Here is a 20,393-nt window from a genome sequence, read left to right as displayed (position 1 = left end):
AAGATTTTGGTTCTCTGCTTTTCTTCAAGTGGGAGTCCAACGCCAAGTAAGCCATGCATTCGCAGTTCTAAAATTCAGATGGGGTAAAAGAATCCCCACCTGAATTAAGAACTTGCTTCAAATATATGATATGAGGAGTTAAATTTATGAATAATACAGATACAGTGCTAATAACTGGTGCCTCCAGTGGAATAGGACGTGAACTTGCTAAGGTATTTGCATTACATAGTTATAATCTTATTTTAGTATCAAGAAGCACTGAAAAACTGAGAAAGCTAGCTAATCAGTTAATGGATGAACATAAAATAAGAGTAGATATAATTGGACAGGATTTATCTAAAATAGGAGCTGCAAAGAAGTTATTTGAGAGTGTCATGGATAGAAACTTAGAAGTGGATATTCTAGTAAATAATGCTGGAATAGGTTATGTGGGGTTATTTAATGAAATGGAAGTTGAAAAGGATATAGAAATGCTGCAACTAAATATTATAACACTAACAGAACTTACAAAACTTTTTTCTAGAGAAATGATAAAGAGAAAAAAGGGAAAAATCTTAAATTTGGCATCTACAGGTTCCTTTGTACCGGGACCATTTATTGCAACTTACTATGCAACAAAAGCTTATGTCCTGTCATTTTCAAAGGCGATTTATAAGGAATTAAAGCCTTACAACATAATAGTTACAACTCTTTGCCCTGGAGCCACAAAAACCAATTTTGCAAAGGCAGCTGGTCGTGAAAATTCTTCATTGGCTATGGAACCGAATAAAGTTGCAAAAACAGCATATATAGGATTGAAAAACAATAAGAGAGTAATCATACCGGGATTAGCTAATAAAATACTTGTAAGGCTTCCAAGCAATTTAGTTAGTAATATGGTATTTAAATATCAAAAGAAGTTAGCAGGTAAGGAGAAATAGAGCCTTACCTGCTAACTTCTTTTCAAGACAATTAATGTATATATGTTTTAATAAGGCATGTTCAAATAAATAACTAGTCAGTATACTAGTCTATTATGAATCATACTACGTTAACAGAACCCTTTGATAGCGCCACTATCATCAGAATCTGTTTCCTTGTATGATTCATAATATACGTCGTATCTTTGACTTGTTATTTATTTTCATATGCCTAAACAAAACACTTAAAAATGTTGATAAATTACTTATAAATACTTATAATGTATTTATAGGGGAGTGATTATATGGTTAAAAAGGATAAGCGTAAAGGTTGTAAACAAAGTAATACTCATTCCTATGAAGAAAGAGTTAATTTGCATTCAGATGAAAAAAGGAAGATTGTTGAAAAAGCTTTGATGTTTATTAAGGAAGATAAAACATATTTTTTTGATGTATCTACAAGTATTGAGCTTTTAGCTAAAGCTGTGGACAAAGGAATTACTGTATATACTCACTCACTAGATAATTTGTATATTCTTTCAGAGAAAAAAGATATTTTAGTTCATTCTATTGGAGAGTTTCTTAACAAGAGCAATAGATTCTTTTATAAGCCAGAAGGAAAAAATTACTTTGATGGAATAGAATTTGATGTAGCTTTTTTAGGAGCTACAGCTATAACAAAAGATGGAATATATTATGATGATAAGGAAGATGCTGTGATTAAAGGTGAAGTGGCTAAGAAGGCTAAAAGGGTTATTTTACTTGCAGAACATGAAAAATATGCAAATACAGCTCTTTATAAGGGAATGGATTTGGATGATATAGATATTATTATTGTTGACCCAATATCTTCTGATTATTTTGTAGATATTATAAATTCACAAGATATTAAACTTAATCCATCTAGTTTAATTATTATGTAAAAAGATGAAATATAGGTTTATATACTATTGGATATAATGAATAGTTTATTTATTGACCTTTAAAAAATTAAAGATAGGATGATTGAATGTACCAGGAAGAAAGACTTTTAAAGATACTTGAATATTTAAATGGAAATAACAATATGTCTATTCATACTATTTGTGAAATGTTTAGTGTGTCAAGGGATACAGCAAGGCGTGATATTATTAAACTTATAGAACAGGGTACAGCAATTCGTACTCATGGAGGAATAAGCCTTCCAACTCTTAAGACTACAATTGAAGCTTACAGGGAAAGACTAAAATATTATTCTGAAGAGAAAAGGTCTATTGCAAATAAAGCATTAGAGTTTATTGATGAGAATAAGCATTATTTCTTTGATGTTTCTACAACTGTGAGTTTTTTGGCAGAATATATAAATAAAAGCATTATTGTAGTTACTCATTCTTTGGATAATATTGAAATATTTTCAGACAAAAAAGATGTTTCTGTTTATTCTATTGGTGGATGTCTTAATAATAAAAATAGATTTTTTTATAAACCAGGATGTATAAATTATCTTCAGGGAATGAGATTTGATGCAGCATTTATAGGTGCAGCTGCAATAAATGAAGATGGAATTTACTATGATGATTATGAAGATGCCTTTATTAAACAGGCTGCTGTAAAAAAGTCTTGTAAAGTAATTGTTCTTACTGATTGTAAAAAATTTAAACTTTCCAGTTATTATAAAGGAGTAAATTGGGATCAAGTAGATGTTATAATTACGGATAGCAAACCACCTAAGATATTTATAGATATTATTGAGAAGCAGGATATTCAGTTGATTATTGCTGATTAATTAATATTTAATTAGTTAATAAATTTATTTAATGGGGGATGTATTGAAATGAATAAAATTAAAATGATATGTTTGGATATTGATGGTACACTTCTAAATTCTAAACATGAAATTTCAGAAAGAACTAAAGAGGTAATTAAGATAGTATCTAATGAGAGACAAATTCCAGTTATATTAGTTTCTGCAAGGATGCCAAAGGGAATATTGTTTTTACAGGAAGAGCTGGAGATAAAACAGCCTATTATATGCTACAGTGGCGCTTTAATTATGGATAGAAATAATAATGTTTTATCAAAAGATATTATATCAGCTCATAACCTAGAAAAACTGTGGGAGATTGCATGCAATGAAAAGGTTCACATGAGCCTATACAAGGATGATGAATGGTATGTAGAAGATTTGGATTACTGGGCTAAGCAGGAAAGTGATATAACAAATATTACTCCAATAATTACTGATTTTAATGAGCTTATTAAGCTTTGGAAAGATGAAATCACAGGTCCTAACAAAATCTTATGTATGTCAGAACCTGATGCCATAAATTCATTGAAAGAAAAGATTAAAGATTATGACTTAAATATATATCCTTCAAAGCCAACCTATCTTGAAATTATGCCAATGAAAGCTTCAAAAACCTCTGCCATTGATGTCCTAAGAAGAAGGTTTAATATAGAACAAAATGAAATATTGGCTATGGGTGATAATTATAATGACATGGATATGATAGAATATGCAGGAGTTGGAATTGCTATGGGTAACGCTCCTGACAGAGTTAAAAAGTGTGCAAATAAAATCGCTTTAACTAATGATGAAGATGGTGTGGCAGAGGCTATTTGGGCCTGGGTTCTAGTTAATGAGTAGATACTATATAATTAAGAATAATATTACTAAAGCAACCTCTTAAAACATTGGTAAAAGGTCAGCAGGTACTAAAAATACTTGTTGACTTTTTTTTATTAATTCTAAATTACTGATTAAATGTTTTAAATATGGGAATAATAAATTAAGCTAGAGTTTTAAGATTTTTAAGGAGAGGACGGTTATTTATGCCTTATATATATATGCAAATTAGTGTTGTAATATTGATTTTATCAATATTCATAGTGGTTGCTTTTGAAATAAACCATAGAGATGATACCTTTGAAGAGCTACCTTCTATTAAAATGGAAAAGGAGGGGCTAAGAAGCCATGCTGCTTATGCATCAGAGTATCATAAGAGGATTAAAACTATAAACAGTAAAAGAAAAATAATGAAAAGTCTAGATAATAACTATAGAGATATACTTAAAGGTTATGAGTATATTGATAGAGATGTTAGATCTAAAAGAGATATAGTTCCTGCAGCAGAATGGTTAATGGATAATTTATATCTAATAGAAAAGGAATACAAAGATATAAAACATAATTTACCTGAATACTGTTATAAAAATTTACCTGCTATAGAAAAAGGGCTATTTAAAGGATACCCAAGGATATACTATATTGCCATGGAAATAGTTTCTCAAACAGATGCTAAGATTGATGAAAAAACAATAATGTCTTTCGTTGAGAATTATCAAAAAGAAACTTTACTCACTAGTACTGAATTATGGGCGTTGCCAAATATGATTAGGATTGCTCTACTTCAAAATATAGGAAGTATCACAAATAAAATAGTTAATGCACAAAGAGAAAAACAAAAAGCAGATAAAATTGGTGATAGATTAATAAATGCAGTAAATAATGGATCATCAGAGGAAGAACTGAAAAATATAGTAGATGAAAAACCAAAATTTACAGCACATTTTGCAGGAAGACTTCTAAAGGACTTAAGAGATAATGGAATAGATGATAAAAATATATATACATGGATAGAAAATAGTCTAGCTGTGGAGGAGAGCAGCAGCGAGAAAATAGTAATAGTTGAACATCAAAGGGAAATTAGGTTTCAGCTTTCCATGGGAAATTGTATTAATTCTATAAGAGGAGTAGAAGCATTAAACTGGATAGAAGCTTTTGAAAGTTTAAGTTATGTAGAAGAAATATTAAGACAGGATCCTAGTGGAATTTATGGAAAAATGGATTTTAAGTCTAGAGATTACTATAGGCACAACATAGAAAAAATGGCTAGACATATGGGCTTACCTGAATCCTATTTAGCTAAACTATGTATAGAATGTGCTTTAGAAGCTAATGAAAAATCTGAGAATCAAAATGAATATGAAAAGCATGTAGGCTATTACATAATAGATGATGGAGTAAATTGCTTACAGAAAAAAATAAGATATAGAGCTAGCGTCATAGATATATTAAAATCACCTTTTAGAAAACATAAAGTAGCTTGGTATATATTTATTAATATAATTGGTACTATGGGATTATTGGCTTTTATTATAGCAAGGAGTCTAACAGATGATACAGATTTTATTCTATGGAAGTATATAGTATCTGGAATAGCTATAATAATACCCTGTAGTGAGATTGTTAATTCAATACTAAATTGGAGTGTAAATCATCTTGCTTCACCTAAATTTATACCTAAAATAGAATTAGGGGATGGAATACCAAAGGATTGTAAGACAATGGTAGTTATACCGGCGCTACTAAGTGATGATAAAATTGTTCATAAGCTAATAAATCAATTAGAAGTATACTATCTAGCAAATCAAGAAGAAAATATATATTTTGCAGTATTAGGAGATTTCAAAGATGGGCAAAATGAAACAGAAGTAGAAGATGGTGCAATAAATGAAGCCGGACTAAATGATGTAAAAGCACTTAATGAAAAGTACAGAGAAAAAAATGAAGATATTTTTTATTTTTTCAATAGAGCTAGAACCTATAATAAAAAACAAAATGCATGGATTGGTTGGGAGAGAAAACGTGGAAAACTCATGGAGCTCAATGCTTTACTTCGAGGAAGTAGTAAAACAAGTTATAATACTGTCAGCAGCTCTATAAGAAATCTTCAAGATATAAAATACATTATAACATTGGATGCAGATACTCAGCTTCCAAGAGATACAGCAAAAAAACTAATTGGTGCTATGAGTCATACACTGAACAAAGCTGCTTTGGATATGAATAAAAGAAAAGTTATGAGAGGCTACGGTGTTATGCAGCCTAGAATAAGTATAAATACATTAAGTGCCAATAGAACCTTCTTTTCAAAGATATTTTCAGGAGAAACAGGTATAGATACCTATAGTACGGCTATTTCTGATGCATATCAGGATTTGTTCGGAGAGGGAATATATACAGGAAAGGGAATATATGACATTGATGTTTTTGAAAATGTCATTGATGGAAAAGTAAAAGAAAATTCAGTATTGAGTCATGATTTATTAGAAGGGGCTTATGCTAGGTGTGCTTTAGTAACTGATGTGGAATTTGTAGATGAATATCCTTCTTATTATAATTCTAGCAGCAAAAGATTGCATAGGTGGGTAAGAGGAGATTGGCAGCTAATACCATATATATTTAAGAAATCTTCATTGAATGCTATATCAAGATGGAAAATGATAGATAATTTAAGAAGAAGCAGCTTAACACCATCTATTATAATTCTATTGCTGCTTTCACTTACAATTACACCTGATGGTATAGATAAATGGTTAAGTCTAGCTTTTATATCTCTTATTTGTCCTTGGCTTTTTGATGTTTCAGAGATTGTAGCTTCACCTATGAGGGGAATAAGTATATCAGGAAAGATGAATAGCAATAAAAATATTATTGAGCAGGTATTTTTAATATTTACTTTTTTACCCTATAATGCATGTTTGATGTTAGATGCTATTTTTAGAACTTTGTATAGACTTATTGTAAGTAAGAAAAAATTATTGGAGTGGCAGACTGCGGCGGATGTAGAGGCCAATATAAGTAAAAAATTTATTAGCTATTTAGCATTTATGTGGATTGGTAGTGCTGTAGCAGCGATAATAGCTGTATTATCATTTAATAATGAAAAAACTGTTGGATATCTTATGCTTCCATCTTGTGTACTTTGGTTTATAAGTCCTGTTATAGCCTATATGATTAGTAAGGACAGAAAGAAATTTAGTGTGAAACTTTCTGACGAAGAAAGAAATTTACTTAGAAGAATAAGCAGAAAGACTTTCGCATACTTTGAAGATTTTATAAATGATGAAAGTAATTGGTTAGCACCAGACAATTATCAAGAGAACCCTTTAAAAGGAGTAGCGCACAGAACTTCACCAACTAATATGGGCATGGGTATTACTTCAAATTTATCTGCTTATGATTTAGGATATTTAACTTTGAATGAACTTGTATCCAGATTAGATAAGACACTTACTAGCATGGAATCACTAGAAAGATATAAAGGGCATTTTTATAATTGGTACGATACAAAGACAAAATTACCATTAAACCCTAAATATATTTCAACAGTAGATAGTGGAAACTTGGTTGGATATTTATGGCTTGCAGCAAGGGCTTTAGATGAATACATAGGTCAGCCATTAATGAGTAGCAGATATGCTAAGGGTATTTGTGATATTCTAAAGCTTTCAAATGAAGAAATAGAAAATGCCTTTTTAGTAAAAAATCATTATAATAGCATTATATCAGAAGTGGAAACTTCAGATATGGATGTTACTGTTTGGAAAAAAACTTTAATTAGTTTGTCTAATGATTGTAATAGGTTCGAAAAAAATAATAAAAATATAGTACTTTATTGGAATTCTAAAGCAAAACATCAGATAGAAATATATTTAGATGAGATAGACAGAATTTTTCCTTGGGCAGATATGGTTGCTAAAAGAGATGAGATGATAAAGGATAAGGCTAAGCCAATAAAGCAATTATCCAATACTGTGGCATTTAAAGATATACCAAAGGAAATAGATAATATAATAAAAAATCTTACAGTAAGTGATGATACTTTTGGTGGTGATATAAATTGGATAGGTAAACTTACCAATATCCTAAATGATAGTAAAACACAAATTCAGAAAATCTTGACCAAGGTGGAAGATCTAAAAACAAGATTAAATACAATGGCAGATCAAACAGATTTTAAATTAGTATTTGATCCAAAGAGACAATTATTTTCTATAGGTTATGATATGGATACAAAAACTATATCTAACTGCTATTATGATTTATTAGCTTCTGAGTCAAGGCAAGCAAGCTTTGTAGCTATTGCAAAGGGTGATGTAAACCAAAGTCACTGGTTTAAGCTTGGAAGAGCTATGACTATTATGGGTAAAGGAAAGGGTCTGGTATCCTGGAGTGGAACTATGTTTGAGTACTTTATGCCATTACTTATAATGAAAAACTACGAAGATACACTATTGAATGAGACCTATAAAAGTGTAGTGGAAGGACAGAAAAAATATATTAAAAGAAGAAATATACCTTGTTGGGGAATATCAGAGTCTGCTTTCTATAAATTTGATATAGCCTCTAATTATCAGTATAAAGCATTTGGAGTACCAGGTATAGGACTTAAGAGAGGACTGGTAGATGAACTTGTAATATCACCTTATTCAACTGTAATGGCCCTGCAGCAAGATATTCCTAGTGCCATTACCAATATAAGAAAAATTATAGAAGAGGGATTAGAGGGTAAATATGGCTTTTATGAAGCTATAGATTATACAGAAAATAGATTGCCTAAAAATACAAAAAAGGCTATTATAAAATGTTTTATGGTTCACCACCAGGGAATGAGTCTTATGGCTTTAGATAATATATTAAATAGTTTTGTTCTTCAAAAAATGTTTCATACACTTCCAAGGGTACGGGCTACAGAATTATTACTTCAGGAAAGAGTGCCTAGGAGAGTGATTTATGATAGAAATCAAGTATTTGAATCTCTTAACAATAAGAAAGATGATAGAGCTAACTTTATTGTGAGAACCTATAATAATCCTAAAACCGAAATACCTGAAACACATATATTATCAAATGGAGTATATTCTATGATGATTTCCAATAGTGGAAGTGGTTATGGAAAGAAAAATGATATGATGATTTACAGGTGGAAGGAAGATGTAACTACTGATGATAGTGGTTTATTCTTCTACATAAAAGATATCACAGATAACAAACTTTGGAGTGCAACCTATGAACCAAGTAAAATTCAAGGTGATTCTTATGAAGTAGTATTTGCTTTAGATAAGGTTCAGTTTAAAAGAAAAGATGGAGATATAGAAACTAACACTGAAATAGCTGTTTCAAATGAAGATAATACTGAAGTAAGAAAATTAAACTTAAGAAACAGTGGAAATGAAGAAAAAATTATTGAAGTAACCAGTTATTCAGAGATAACTTTAGCTCCATTGAATGCGGATGAAGTTCATCCTGCATTCAGCAATTTATTTGTTAGAACGGAATTTGTAGAAAGTCCTATGTGTATTTTAGCAAATAGGAGACCTAGAGCTAAAAATCAGAATAAACCATGGCTTATGCAGACAATGTTCATAGATGGAGAAGCTGATGATGAAGTGCAGTATGAAACAAGTAGAGTAAATTTCATAGGAAGAGGAAAAAATCTTACTAGTCCTATGTGCATTGAAAGCAATAAGAAACTTAATAATACTGTTGGGGATGTACTAGATCCCATAATAAGTATGAGAAGAACTGTAAAGATAAAAGCTGGTGGCTCTTGCAGTATTGTGTATGTAAATTCTATTAGTGAGTCTAGAGAAGATGCATTGAACATGGCTATAAAATATCATGAAATTCAGAACATAAAGAGAGTATTTGAGCTATCTTGGAGTCAAAGTCAAGTTGAACTCAATTATCTTGGTATAAAGCCAAATCAAGCAAATTTATATCAACTCATGGCTTCAAAACTTTTATTTATAAATACTATGGTAAGAGAAAGAGAATACTATATTAAAGAAGTTTCTAAATCTCAAAGTGCTTTATGGGCATATGGTATATCGGGAGATTTACCAATAGTTTTATTAATTGTTAGAAGTGAGGCGGATGTAGGTCTTGTTAAACAGATGCTTAATGCACATGAATATTGGTCAATGAAAGGTTTAAAAGTAGATTTTGTAATAATAAATATGAAGAGCAATTCATATTTACAGGAACTACAGAATTCTTTAGGAGATTTAATTGCAGCAAGTCATTCTCGTGATAAACAAAATAAGCCAGGAGGAATTTTTCTATATAGCAATGCTACTATGAGTGATGAAGATATAAAGTTTTTAATGGGAATAAGTAGATTTGTTATAGATTCTGATAAAGGACTTTTAGTAAGTCAAGTGAAAAGCAGCATAAAATTAAAGGAAGATTTACAGGATATTCAGACTAAAGAACTAAATTATACAGTACATGACTTTAAGTATCCAGAAAGAAAACTTATGTACAATAATGGCTATGGTGGTTTCGATATTGCTACTAATGAATATGTTATAACACTGAATAATTATAAAAATACTCCTGCACCATGGATAAATGTTATATCAAATAAAAATTTTGGATTCCATGTTTCAGAAGCTGGAAGTGCCTATACATGGTTTAAAAACAGTAGAGAAAATAAAATAACGCCTTGGTCTAATGACTACATTACTGATGAATTAGGTGAAGCACTATATATAAGGGATGAGGATACAGCAAAGTTATGGAGTATTTCTCCAAAGCCTGTAAGAGATGATGGTAAGTATATTATAGAACATGGATATGGATACTCTAGATTTAAGCATTCAGTAAATGGTATAGCCGGAGAAATGACAATGTTTGCATCCATGGAACAGAGTGTAAAAATAATTCAGGTTAAGCTTAAAAATATATCTGACATAAAAAGAAATTTATCCGTAAGTTACTATAGTCAAATTGTACTTGGAGTTGTACCAAGTCATACTGGAATTCATATAGTAACCTATATAGATAAAGATAAAAATTTCATATATGCTAGAAATCCATATAGCCAAAACTTTGGAAACTCATATGCGTATTTAAAAATTCAAGGTGGAATAAATGAAAGTTTTACCGGTAATAGAAAAGAATTTATTGGTAGAGGTGAAAGTCTAATCTCACCATTGGCTCTTAAAAAAGTAGGATTTTCTAATAATGTAGGAGCGGGACTTGATCCTTGTATGGCTGAGAATTCAAAGATAAGTTTAGAAGAAGATGAGGAAAAGAATATTTATATTGTCTTTGGTGAATGTGAGAGCTTAGAAGAAGTTAAAGCGGTAATTGATAAATATTCAAGTGAAGATAATGTAATTAGAGAATTTCAGCATACAAGAGTTTACTGGGAAGATATGCTTACTAAAATTAAGGTCAAAACTCCTGATGAAACTATGGATATAATGCTAAATGGATGGCTTATGTATCAGGCCATAGGCTGTAGATTATGGTCTAGAACAGCTTTCTATCAGTCTGGAGGAGCTTATGGTTTTAGAGATCAACTTCAGGATGTTATGCCGTTAGGTTTCTTAAAACCAGAGATGACTAGAAGTCAGATTCTTGTAAGTGCATCAAGACAATTTCTTGAAGGAGATGTACAGCATTGGTGGCATCCTGTAGTAGATAGTGGTATAAGAACAAGATTTTCAGATGACTTACTATGGCTTCCCTATGTAACTAGTGATTATATAAAGAATACAGGAGATTATAGTATTTTAGAAGAATCAGTGGAGTATCTTGAAGATGAACCTTTAAAAGAAGGAGAAGATGAGAGATATAGTATATCTAAAAAGTCTGATAAAAAAGGAACTATATATGAACACTGTATAAAGGCTTTAGAAAAGGGGCTTAAATTTGGTATTCATAACATACCACTTATGGGAAGTGGAGATTGGAATGACGGAATGAGTACCGTTGGAAATCAAGGTAAAGGTGAGAGTGTTTGGCTTGGTTGGTTTGTTTATAGTATTCTAAATGATTTTAAGAAAATATGTAAATTTAAAGATGATGAATACAGAAGTCAAAGGTATTCTGAACTCAGTGATTTTGTAAAAGAGAATCTTGAAAAGAATGCTTGGGATGGAAAATGGTATAGAAGAGCGTACTTTGATGATGGAACGCCGCTAGGATCTTCTAAAAATGATGAATGTAGAATTGATTCACTTTCTCAATCCTGGGCAGTTATTTCAAATGCTGCGGACAAAGAAAGAGCAAAAACTGCTATGAATTCACTGGAAAAATATCTTGTTAAGCAAAATGAAGGAATGGTATTACTACTAACACCACCATTTAATAATTCTAAACTAGAACCGGGATATATAAAGGGTTATGTACCTGGAGTAAGAGAAAATGGAGGACAGTATACCCATGCAGCAACTTGGGTAATACTAGCTATGGCAAAACTAGGTGAAACGGATAAGGCTTGGAAGTTATTTAACATGATAAATCCCATAAATCATTCTAAAACTAAAGAAGAAAGCGAAGTTTACAAGGTAGAACCTTATGTTATGGCAGCAGATGTATATGCACGTGAACCTCATGTAGGTAGAGGTGGTTGGACTTGGTATACAGGTACTGCTGGTTGGATGTATAGAGTTGGAATAGAGGGTATTTTAGGATTATCACTTGCAGAAGGCAAAGGATTCAGAATAAATCCTTGTGTACCAGAGGAATGGAAGGAATACCATATAACCTATAGACATGAAAATTGTATATATAATATAAAAGTTATAAGGACACATGATAAGTCTGTAACTGTAGATGGAGAGCTAATACATGATGGAATAATTCCATTTGTGGAGGGTGGAACACACACTGTAGAAGTTACATTCTAAAAATTAATTAATAAGTTTGAAGAAAAAATAATAAGTCAAAATAAGGAGACATCTTAAAATAATAAAATTATTATAAAGATGTCTCCTTATTTTATAAATTAAAAAGTTTTAACCTGACTAACTTGGTGTAAGTCTCCCACGCACTCTGTGAAAGCGATTCACACAAAATCGAAAAGAAGATTTTGTGTGAATCGCTTTTCTTAAAGTGGAAGTCCAACGCCAAGTAAGCCATGCATTCACAGTTCTAAAATTCAGATGGGGTAAAAGAATCCCCACCTGAATTAAGAACTTGCTTCAATTATACTTATATAAAAATGTTACTTTAACTATATTTAGTCTAATCATCATCAGCGTCAGCTATAGGATCGTAAGTATAATCAAATTCCACATTAGAAATATTATTTGTAACTATAGGATCTGTTACAGGGTCAGGAAGCACCGTATAGTCTCTTTCTGAATAAGCTCTTATTTCTTTAGGATCAGCATCTAAATATCCTCTTTCTCTTGGTAAATAAGGTGTTTTTTTTGACATATATAAAACCTCCTATAAAAACTTTTATGAAAAGTCTTTATAAAATAGTATGTACATAAAAGATTAAATTAAACTTAGAATTTTATGTAAAATTTTTCTATGAAATCTTTATTAATAGGTATATTAATGCTATAATTAATATAAACTAAGAATGCTTGAAATTAAACTAAGTATTTATTATATATAGTTTAATAAATTTTTTAGCTTGATTTTATTTAGGCACATTCAAATAAATAACTAGTCAGTATGCTAGTCTATTTTGAATCCTACTACGTCAACAGAACCCTCAGATAGCTCACTATCTGAAGAACCTATTTCCTTGTAGGCTTCAAAATATACGTCGCATCTTGACTTATTATTTATTTTCATATGTCTTATATGATACAAAAAATCGTGGGAGGGATATAAAGATGACAGAATTAAAACAAGTATATAAATGTCCTATATGTGGAAATATTGTAGAGGTTGTTAGTAAAGCAGGTGGAACTTTAGTCTGTTGTGGAAAACCTATGGAGCTTGTAACTGAAAATACTCAAGATGCAGCTTTAGAAAAGCATGTTCCTGTAGTGGAACAAAAAGGTGAAGAAGTATTTGTAAAAGTTGGTGAAGTAGAACATCCAATGATTGATACTCACTATATTCAATGGATTGAGGTATTAACAAAAAATAAGCTATATAGAAAATATCTAAACCCAGGGGAAAAACCAGAAGCAACATTTAAAATCGATGAAGAAATAGTATCCGTAAGAGAATACTGTAATATTCATGGATTATGGAAAAAGTAATTTAGGATATAATATATAACAATTAAGGCGGATAAAATAAATAACAAGTTAAAGCTGCCTAACCCTAAATGAAGTAATGTTTTTACTTTATTTAGGGCTTTTTATTTAATATAAGTGAATTTAGGAGTATAATATTAGGCATCTAAAGATTACATATAAGGTATCTAAAAAGTAATGATTAAAATATTCAGAATAGATTAGAATATCTATTTATTATTTACTTAGGCATGTGAAAATAAATAACAAGTCAAAGATGCGACGTCTATTTTAAATTATACAAGGAAACGGGTTCTGATGATAGTGGTGCTATCAGAAGGTTCTGTTAACGTAATATAATTCATAATAGACTAGTATACTGACTAGTTATTTATTTGAAGATGCCTTATAGATACTTTTTAGCAATTAATTAAGAGGTGAAATTTATGGTAGAAAATTTAGAAAAGAATAAAAAAGTTATATTTAGTGGAATTCAACCTTCTGGAGAATTAACTTTAGGAAATTATTTAGGAGCATTAAAGAATTGGGTAAAGCTTCAACATGAATATGATTGTTATTTTTGTGTAGTAGATTTACATGCTATAACTGTTAAGCAGGAACCAAAGGATTTAAGAAGAAGAACTCTAGAAGTAATGGCAATTTACATAGCTGCAGGAATAGAACCTGAAAATAGTACAATTTTTATTCAATCTCATGTACCACAACATACTGAGTTAGCATGGTTATTAAATTGTTATAGTTATGTAGGTGAACTCAATAGAATGACTCAATTTAAGGATAAATCAAGTAGATATGGTACCAGTGTATCAGCGGGGCTTTTGAATTATCCAGTTCTAATGGCAGCAGATATATTGCTTTATCAAACAGATTTAGTACCTGTGGGAATAGATCAAAAGCAGCATTTAGAATTAACAAGAGATCTTGGTGAAAGATTTAATAATTCCTATAGCCCTACATTTAAAATACCAGAGCCATACATACCAGAAAAGGGTGCCAAGATAATGAGTCTTCAAGAACCAGAAAAGAAGATGTCTAAGTCATCTGACAACCCAAATAGCTTTATCTTAATTATGGATCCACCAGAGGTTATAAGAAAGAAAATCTCTAGAGCTGTTACAGACAGTTTAGGAATAGTAAAATATAGTGATGATCAACCAGGAGTTAAAAATCTTATGACTATATTAAATACATTAACAGGAGAAAGTATTGAAGCTATAGAAAATAAATACCAAGGCCAAGGTTATGCTAAATTTAAGGAAGATGTAGCAGAAGCTATTGTAAATGAACTTAAGCCTATTCAAGATAAGGTAAAAGAACTTATAACTAATAAAGATTACCTTGAATCAATATATAAAGAAGGAGCAAAGAAGGCTAGTTATATAGCTAATAAGACTCTTAGAAAGGCTCAAAAGAAGATAGGATTTATACCAGTATCTAAATAAAAACATATAGAATAAAAAGCTTTTTTTAGATTTTATAATTACAAAATATTGATAATTATAAAATCTAAAAAAGCTTTTTACTATTTTAAAAGAGAACTTTTACTAAAAATAAATATCAGAAAATTCTATATGCATTTTTTCTATTTTACTGTCTTTTGTATTGTTATCTATACACATAGTACATAAATTAGATTTATCTTTATTGGGAATTACTGTAACTGGCAATGAAATTGTAAATTCTGTTCCATGTCCATATTCACTTTTAACTTCAATCTTACCTTTGTGTAGTTCTACTAAAGATTTAACTAAGGCTAAACCTATTCCTGTGCCTTCACTATTTCTTTTAATAGTTTTATCTACCTGAGAAAATCTATCAAAAATAGTATTTAATTTAGCTTTAGGTATACCTATTCCATTATCTTTTACAATTATTTTTACATATGAATCACCATCATATATATTTACATTTATAGTACCATTAGCATCGGTAAACTTTATTGCATTAGAAATAAGATTTAGTATTATTCTTTCTATTTTTTCTTCATCACAAGCAATAATCTTTTCTTCAATATCAGTATCAAATATAATATTAATTTTTTTATCTTTCAAATAATCTGCAATAGAGAGAGTAATATTTTCTACTACTTCTATAATGTTATGATTACATAAAATAAGATGATAAAAACCAGAATCTATTTTAGTTATATCTAGAAGATTGTTTATAAGTCTTAGTAATCTAAAACAATTTTGCCTCATAGTTCCTACGTACTTTTTCGTAGATTTTATATTAGGTGGATCTGTATTTAAATAAACATTTATAAGTTGTAGGGCACTTAATAAAATATTTAAAGGAGTTCTCAACTCATGAGATATATTAGAAAAAAATTCTGTTTTTAATTTTTCATATTCTATAGTTTTTTCTAAAAGTTTTTTGTTTTCCTCTGCCTTTAGATTTAATGCTTTTAACTTATTTTTTTCTGTAGTATCTCTTATAGAAGAAAGCATTAAATGTCTTCCATTAAGATATAGTCTTGTAGTTTTCCATTCTACATCAATTAAATTATTTTTAGTAGTTATAAACTTGTATTTTGCTTCTGAAAAAATTTCATCTGAAGCTGAAATTTTTTTGACTCTATTATTAAAGTAGTCATGATATTTATTAGGTATAACATCAGTTATTTTTTTACCCATGATTTCTAAAGGATTGGAAAATCCTAACATAGAAGTTAATGTACTGCTGGCAAAAAAGAAAATATGACCATCATGGAGACAAACACCATCTGGTGATATATTTAGCAGCTTTTTATGTAATTCTATTCCGTCAGTGGACTCCTTTTCTAGTTTTTTTAGTTTTGAAATATCTTCTATTACAATGAAATCGTAGTCTATTGAATCAATTTCAATTGCATTTAATTTTATTGTAATAGGAATAGTACTTTTATCAGCACAAGTAATTCTACAGTTCAGTTGCTTTTTAGTTTTATCTTTATTATCTTCTAGAAATTTCTTTATATTATAATTATCTGTAAAAGATATTAATTGAAAAATAGATTTTCCTAATAAATCTTTAGTGTTTAAGAAACCCATAAGGTTTAATGTTTCAGCATTAGCATATATAATAGAATTATTTTTTTGAATTAATATAGGTTGTGGTAATAAATCAAAAAGGTCATAATTAAAAGGTGTAGAATTATCCATTGATTTTTTTATTAATCTATTATTTAAAATTTTATTATTTTGAAAAGAAACATATTGGCTCATAACATTATTTTCCTTTCTGTCGAATTTATTTTCTATCTCATTTGTTTAAATAATTTACTTATATAATTTATATTTCTACATAATATTTAGAAATCCTTCTAAATATTAATATTGTTACAATTATATTGACTAACTCATCTTTTTTTGCCTTTTTATTTCATACATATTATGATCAGCATTTTTTATTAGAGAATTAATATCCTTTCCATTGTGAGGATATATACTTATTCCTATACTTGCATTAATGAAAAATTCTATGTTATTCTTTATAATTGGTTTATTGAGTTTAGATAATAATTTTTGCACTACTAATTCAGCATTTTCATAACTGTCTATATCATAGAGTAATAAGGTGAACTCATCTCCACCTATACGAGCTAAAATGTCATTTTTTCTTATAGAATGTTTTAATTTTTTGCTGGCAGCACAAAGCATAAAATCTCCTGTTTGGTGCCCATAGGTATCATTTATTAATTTAAAGCCATCTAAATCTATGTAAAGTACAGCTAAGATTTTATTATTCACTTTAGCATCAAATAAAGCCTGTTCAAGTTTTATATAGAATAGTTTTCTATTGGGCAGACCAGTTAAACTATCATGATAAGCTAAGAAGGAAATATATTTATCATTTTTATTTTGTTCTGTAATATCATTTATAATACAAAATATCATGTTCTTGTTATTAAAAGTGATAGGGCTTGCATGTATTTCCACATCTTTAATAGTACAATTGGAAAGTATGTGTTTAGTTTTGTAGGGAATAGTATCATTAATATATACTTCTTTTATTATGTTTTTTATAGTAGATTCATCAAATATATTTATTTCAGTTATTTTCATTGTCTTAAATTTTTCATAGGAATATCCATAAAATCTAGTAGCTGCATCATTAACATCTAATATATATAAGGTTTCAGAATCAAAAATATACATAATGGAAGCATGTTTATAGAACATTATTTTAAATCTTTCTTCACTTTCTTTTAGCTGCTGCTCTGTTTTTTTATGCTCATATACCTTATTTTCACTTGATTGATTCCTCATTGTTAGACTTGGAGGTATTTCAAATAGCTCATAATTTATAATTGAATAATAAATTCCTCCAAAAACAGCTAAATTAAGAATTTGCCCTATTTGAGGTATATTATGTAATCCATAAATAGATAAAGTATACTGCATTATGATGTTAGAAGCATAGGAAAATAGACCAGTAAGTATAATTATTTTATTTTGCTTTTTTTCTTTTATACTTGTTGTTTTTATACTGCTCATTAAAAGTATTAAACAGCATAGGGTGGTAAAGCTTAAATTGTATATAAAATTGGATTTATAAAACAAGTTCAGTAACACTGATGAAGTTAATTCATCAGAACTAATAAAAAACAATCTAATAAATACAAATATAGTACCTGGTATATATAGGATATAATTAATTATAGTTTTTTTTATAAATCTATTTCTAGTAAAAGCTAGAGATAAATGCAAAAAGATAGCAGGGGAATAGCACCAACCAAAGGATGATATTTTTGAAAAAGTAGTTTGTGTAGTTCCTGTGCTAATATAAAAAAAGCCATAGGAAAAGGACCATATAAACATACTTGCACAAGATATAAGAAATAATTTTGTTGAAATTGAATTCTTTTTTAAATTAAAAGTATGTATTGCCATATAAAAATAAATACAAGAGCAAATTAATGATAAGCTTGAAAGAAAAAACATTTCATGCCTCCTTGTTAAAATTCAATGATGACATATATACTATTATATGGTAAAAGTTTTATGAAGTCTAATAAAACTTTATATTATATGATTTTAATTTTAATTATAAAAGTTGAAATAAAATCATATAAAAATAGTAAAGTTGACAGTTGTTGGAATTGATATTTGAAAGGTTATATATAAACAAATACTTATACTGAATGAATACTAATTTATAAAAAATTATTTGTATTTATTATTTTTAATAAATACAATATTTATATAGCATTAAAAACAAAAATGACCAGCTCTAATGCATTAGAGTTGGTCATTTTAAGATAAAAGTTAAATAATTATTTCTATCTATGAATTCTACAGAAAATAGATTAAATATCTTTATTAAATATAAATTTATCAATTACATAAGCAATACCATCTTCTTCATTGGTTTTAGTTGTAAAGTTGGCAATTTCTTTTATGTTATCAGATGCATTTCCCATGGCAACTCCAAGCCCCGCATATTTAAGCATGTGTTTATCATTATCTGCATCACCAGCGCATATAATTTCATTCTGTTTAATGCCAAGCTTTTCTGAAAGTAGTTTTACTCCAGTACCTTTGTTAGCATTTTTGTTTAAAAATTCTAAGAAATAAGGCATACTTCTCATTATAGTATATTTTTCATATATATCTTTTGGTAGAGCTTTTATTACTCTATCTAAAGTTTTCTCATCATCAATAAACATAACTTTAACTATAGTTGTATTCTCATTAAGATTATCAAAATCAATTTCAGTTAAAGGAATTGAGTTCAATTCAGCTTCTAGTACACTATATTTGCTTGACTTTGGAGTAATACATTCTTCAGTGGTATGTGCGTGAATGTTTACTTTTAACTCCTTACTGAGGTTATAAAGATAGTGAAGATCTTCAAGTGTCATAAGGGTCTTAGCCATTATATGATTACCTGTGGTAGTTTGAACTACTGCTCCATTAAAGGTAACTGCATACTCATCTTCGCCTATTAGATTTAATTCTTTTAAATATTTCTCAATACCTTTAACTGGTCTTCCTGTAGCTAAGACAACTTTTACATTATTTTTACGAGCTCTTTGTATAGCATCAAAGTTTTCTTTTGAAATTGTCTTGTCATCTTTTAATAGTGTGCCGTCCATATCAATAGCTATTAGCTTATACATATCGGTCCTCCTGTTATTTTATAAGATTTATTTATACGGTATGTAGTTAATATTATATCATCAGAAGTGATTAAAATCACAGAATATATAACATTATTAATATACTATAGAACTGTGGAGAGAACAATAAAGTTAAAAATATTTTACTTAAGGCATATGAAAATAAATAGTGAGTCAAAATAGATTAGCATACTGACTAGTTATTTATTTGAATGTGCCTAAATATTACAATAAAGAATTTATCTGATTATTAGAGAAATCTAAAATATATTTAATAATTAAATAAAAACTTTATAATATTTAAATATTTATTCTCTTATTGAAAATTTCTATGAAAATGATATAATTAACTGTGTTTATGTATTTTAAAAGGTCTGTGTTTTCCGCAGACCTTTTAAATATTATAATTGCTTTAGGCCTTGAATTTGGTCAGGGTAATAATAAACAAATTGGTAGATAATATATAATAAGTAATGTACTCTGAAATAATGTGTCTATAATTTATATAAAGATTAAAAAGCTTAGGCATGTGAAAATAAATAACAAGTCAAAGATGCGACGAATATTTTGAATTATACAAGGAAATAGGTTCTGATGATAGTGGTGCTATTACG

Annotated in this window: 11 protein-coding genes; 7 read left to right on the top strand and 4 right to left on the bottom strand. The window is 29.0% G+C overall.

Annotated elements, in window-relative coordinates; all coding sequences use genetic code 11:
* Window positions 1-146: 146 nt before the first annotated feature.
* From RH99_RS12740 to RH99_RS12720, 5 genes are all read left to right on the top strand, one after another.
* Window positions 147-920, top strand: a complete 774-nt coding sequence (locus tag RH99_RS12740) for an SDR family NAD(P)-dependent oxidoreductase (RefSeq protein WP_010238778.1) — start codon at window positions 147-149, stop codon at window positions 918-920.
* A gap of 284 nt (window positions 921-1,204) precedes the next feature.
* On the top strand, window positions 1,205-1,822 hold the full coding sequence (locus tag RH99_RS12735; protein ID WP_010238776.1) for a sugar phosphate isomerase family: 618 nt from the start codon (window positions 1,205-1,207) through the stop codon (window positions 1,820-1,822).
* Between the two features lie 86 nt (window positions 1,823-1,908).
* Window positions 1,909-2,664 (top strand): DeoR/GlpR family DNA-binding transcription regulator, encoded by a 756-nt coding sequence (locus RH99_RS12730; protein ID WP_010238775.1) that lies wholly within the window; start codon window positions 1,909-1,911, stop codon window positions 2,662-2,664.
* A 48-nt stretch (window positions 2,665-2,712) separates the two neighbouring features.
* Window positions 2,713-3,525, top strand: coding sequence for a Cof-type HAD-IIB family hydrolase (locus RH99_RS12725; RefSeq protein WP_010238773.1), 813 nt, complete (start codon window positions 2,713-2,715; stop codon window positions 3,523-3,525).
* Between the two features lie 185 nt (window positions 3,526-3,710).
* A complete protein-coding gene (locus tag RH99_RS12720; protein WP_010238771.1) occupies window positions 3,711-12,365 on the top strand; it encodes a glycoside hydrolase family 94 protein in 8,655 nt (2,884 codons plus the stop codon).
* A 337-nt stretch (window positions 12,366-12,702) separates the two neighbouring features.
* Here RH99_RS12720 and RH99_RS12715 read toward each other — a convergent pair whose 3' ends face one another.
* Window positions 12,703-12,897, bottom strand: a complete 195-nt coding sequence (locus RH99_RS12715) for a hypothetical protein (protein WP_010238769.1) — start codon at window positions 12,895-12,897, stop codon at window positions 12,703-12,705.
* A 410-nt stretch (window positions 12,898-13,307) separates the two neighbouring features.
* Between RH99_RS12715 and RH99_RS12710 the strand changes: the two genes are divergently transcribed.
* Window positions 13,308-13,682, top strand: coding sequence for a desulfoferrodoxin (locus RH99_RS12710; RefSeq protein ID WP_010238766.1), 375 nt, complete (start codon window positions 13,308-13,310; stop codon window positions 13,680-13,682).
* Window positions 13,683-14,104: 422 nt separating this feature from the next.
* Window positions 14,105-15,121, top strand: a complete 1,017-nt coding sequence (gene trpS / locus RH99_RS12705; protein WP_010238763.1) for a tryptophan--tRNA ligase — start codon at window positions 14,105-14,107, stop codon at window positions 15,119-15,121.
* Between the two features lie 102 nt (window positions 15,122-15,223).
* On the opposite strand, the gene RH99_RS12700 is transcribed toward trpS, so the two are convergent.
* The 3 genes from RH99_RS12700 to yidA form a co-directional block, all read right to left on the bottom strand.
* Complete coding sequence (locus RH99_RS12700) at window positions 15,224-16,882, bottom strand: sensor histidine kinase (protein ID WP_010238761.1); 1,659 nt, start codon at window positions 16,880-16,882, stop codon at window positions 15,224-15,226.
* 129 nt (window positions 16,883-17,011) lie between these two features.
* The gene (locus RH99_RS12695; RefSeq protein WP_010238759.1) at window positions 17,012-18,601 is read right to left on the bottom strand and encodes a diguanylate cyclase domain-containing protein; all 1,590 of its coding nucleotides are present in this window, start codon (window positions 18,599-18,601) and stop codon (window positions 17,012-17,014) included.
* 365 nt (window positions 18,602-18,966) lie between these two features.
* Window positions 18,967-19,779 carry a sugar-phosphatase gene (gene yidA / locus RH99_RS12690; protein WP_010238757.1) on the bottom strand — a complete coding sequence of 271 codons (813 nt, stop codon included), beginning with the start codon at window positions 19,777-19,779 and terminating at the stop codon, window positions 18,967-18,969.
* Window positions 19,780-20,393: the final 614 nt, after the last annotated feature.

Origin of the sequence: Clostridium arbusti SL206, from assembly GCF_000246895.1 — a bacterium.
GTDB lineage: Bacteria > Bacillota > Clostridia > Clostridiales > Clostridiaceae > Clostridium_I > Clostridium_I arbusti.
Note: the sequence above shows the minus strand (reverse complement) of the source record. Positions and strands in the feature narration are given on the sequence as shown.

What these genes read in the sequence shown, in the direction of transcription:
- RH99_RS12740 (WP_010238778.1), top strand. Translation starts at nt 147, where the DNA reads ATGAATAATACAGATACAGTGCTAATAACTGGTGCCTCCAGTGGAATA.
- RH99_RS12725 (WP_010238773.1), top strand. Translation starts at nt 2,713, where the DNA reads ATGAATAAAATTAAAATGATATGTTTGGATATTGATGGTACACTTCTA.
- RH99_RS12700 (WP_010238761.1), bottom strand. Translation starts at nt 16,882, where the DNA reads ATGAGCCAATATGTTTCTTTTCAAAATAATAAAATTTTAAATAATAGA.
- RH99_RS12730 (WP_010238775.1), top strand. Translation starts at nt 1,909, where the DNA reads ATGTACCAGGAAGAAAGACTTTTAAAGATACTTGAATATTTAAATGGA.
- trpS (WP_010238763.1), top strand. Translation starts at nt 14,105, where the DNA reads ATGGTAGAAAATTTAGAAAAGAATAAAAAAGTTATATTTAGTGGAATT.
- RH99_RS12715 (WP_010238769.1), bottom strand. Translation starts at nt 12,897, where the DNA reads ATGTCAAAAAAAACACCTTATTTACCAAGAGAAAGAGGATATTTAGAT.
- yidA (WP_010238757.1), bottom strand. Translation starts at nt 19,779, where the DNA reads ATGTATAAGCTAATAGCTATTGATATGGACGGCACACTATTAAAAGAT.
- RH99_RS12710 (WP_010238766.1), top strand. Translation starts at nt 13,308, where the DNA reads ATGACAGAATTAAAACAAGTATATAAATGTCCTATATGTGGAAATATT.
- RH99_RS12720 (WP_010238771.1), top strand. Translation starts at nt 3,711, where the DNA reads ATGCCTTATATATATATGCAAATTAGTGTTGTAATATTGATTTTATCA.
- RH99_RS12735 (WP_010238776.1), top strand. Translation starts at nt 1,205, where the DNA reads ATGGTTAAAAAGGATAAGCGTAAAGGTTGTAAACAAAGTAATACTCAT.
- RH99_RS12695 (WP_010238759.1), bottom strand. Translation starts at nt 18,601, where the DNA reads ATGTTTTTTCTTTCAAGCTTATCATTAATTTGCTCTTGTATTTATTTT.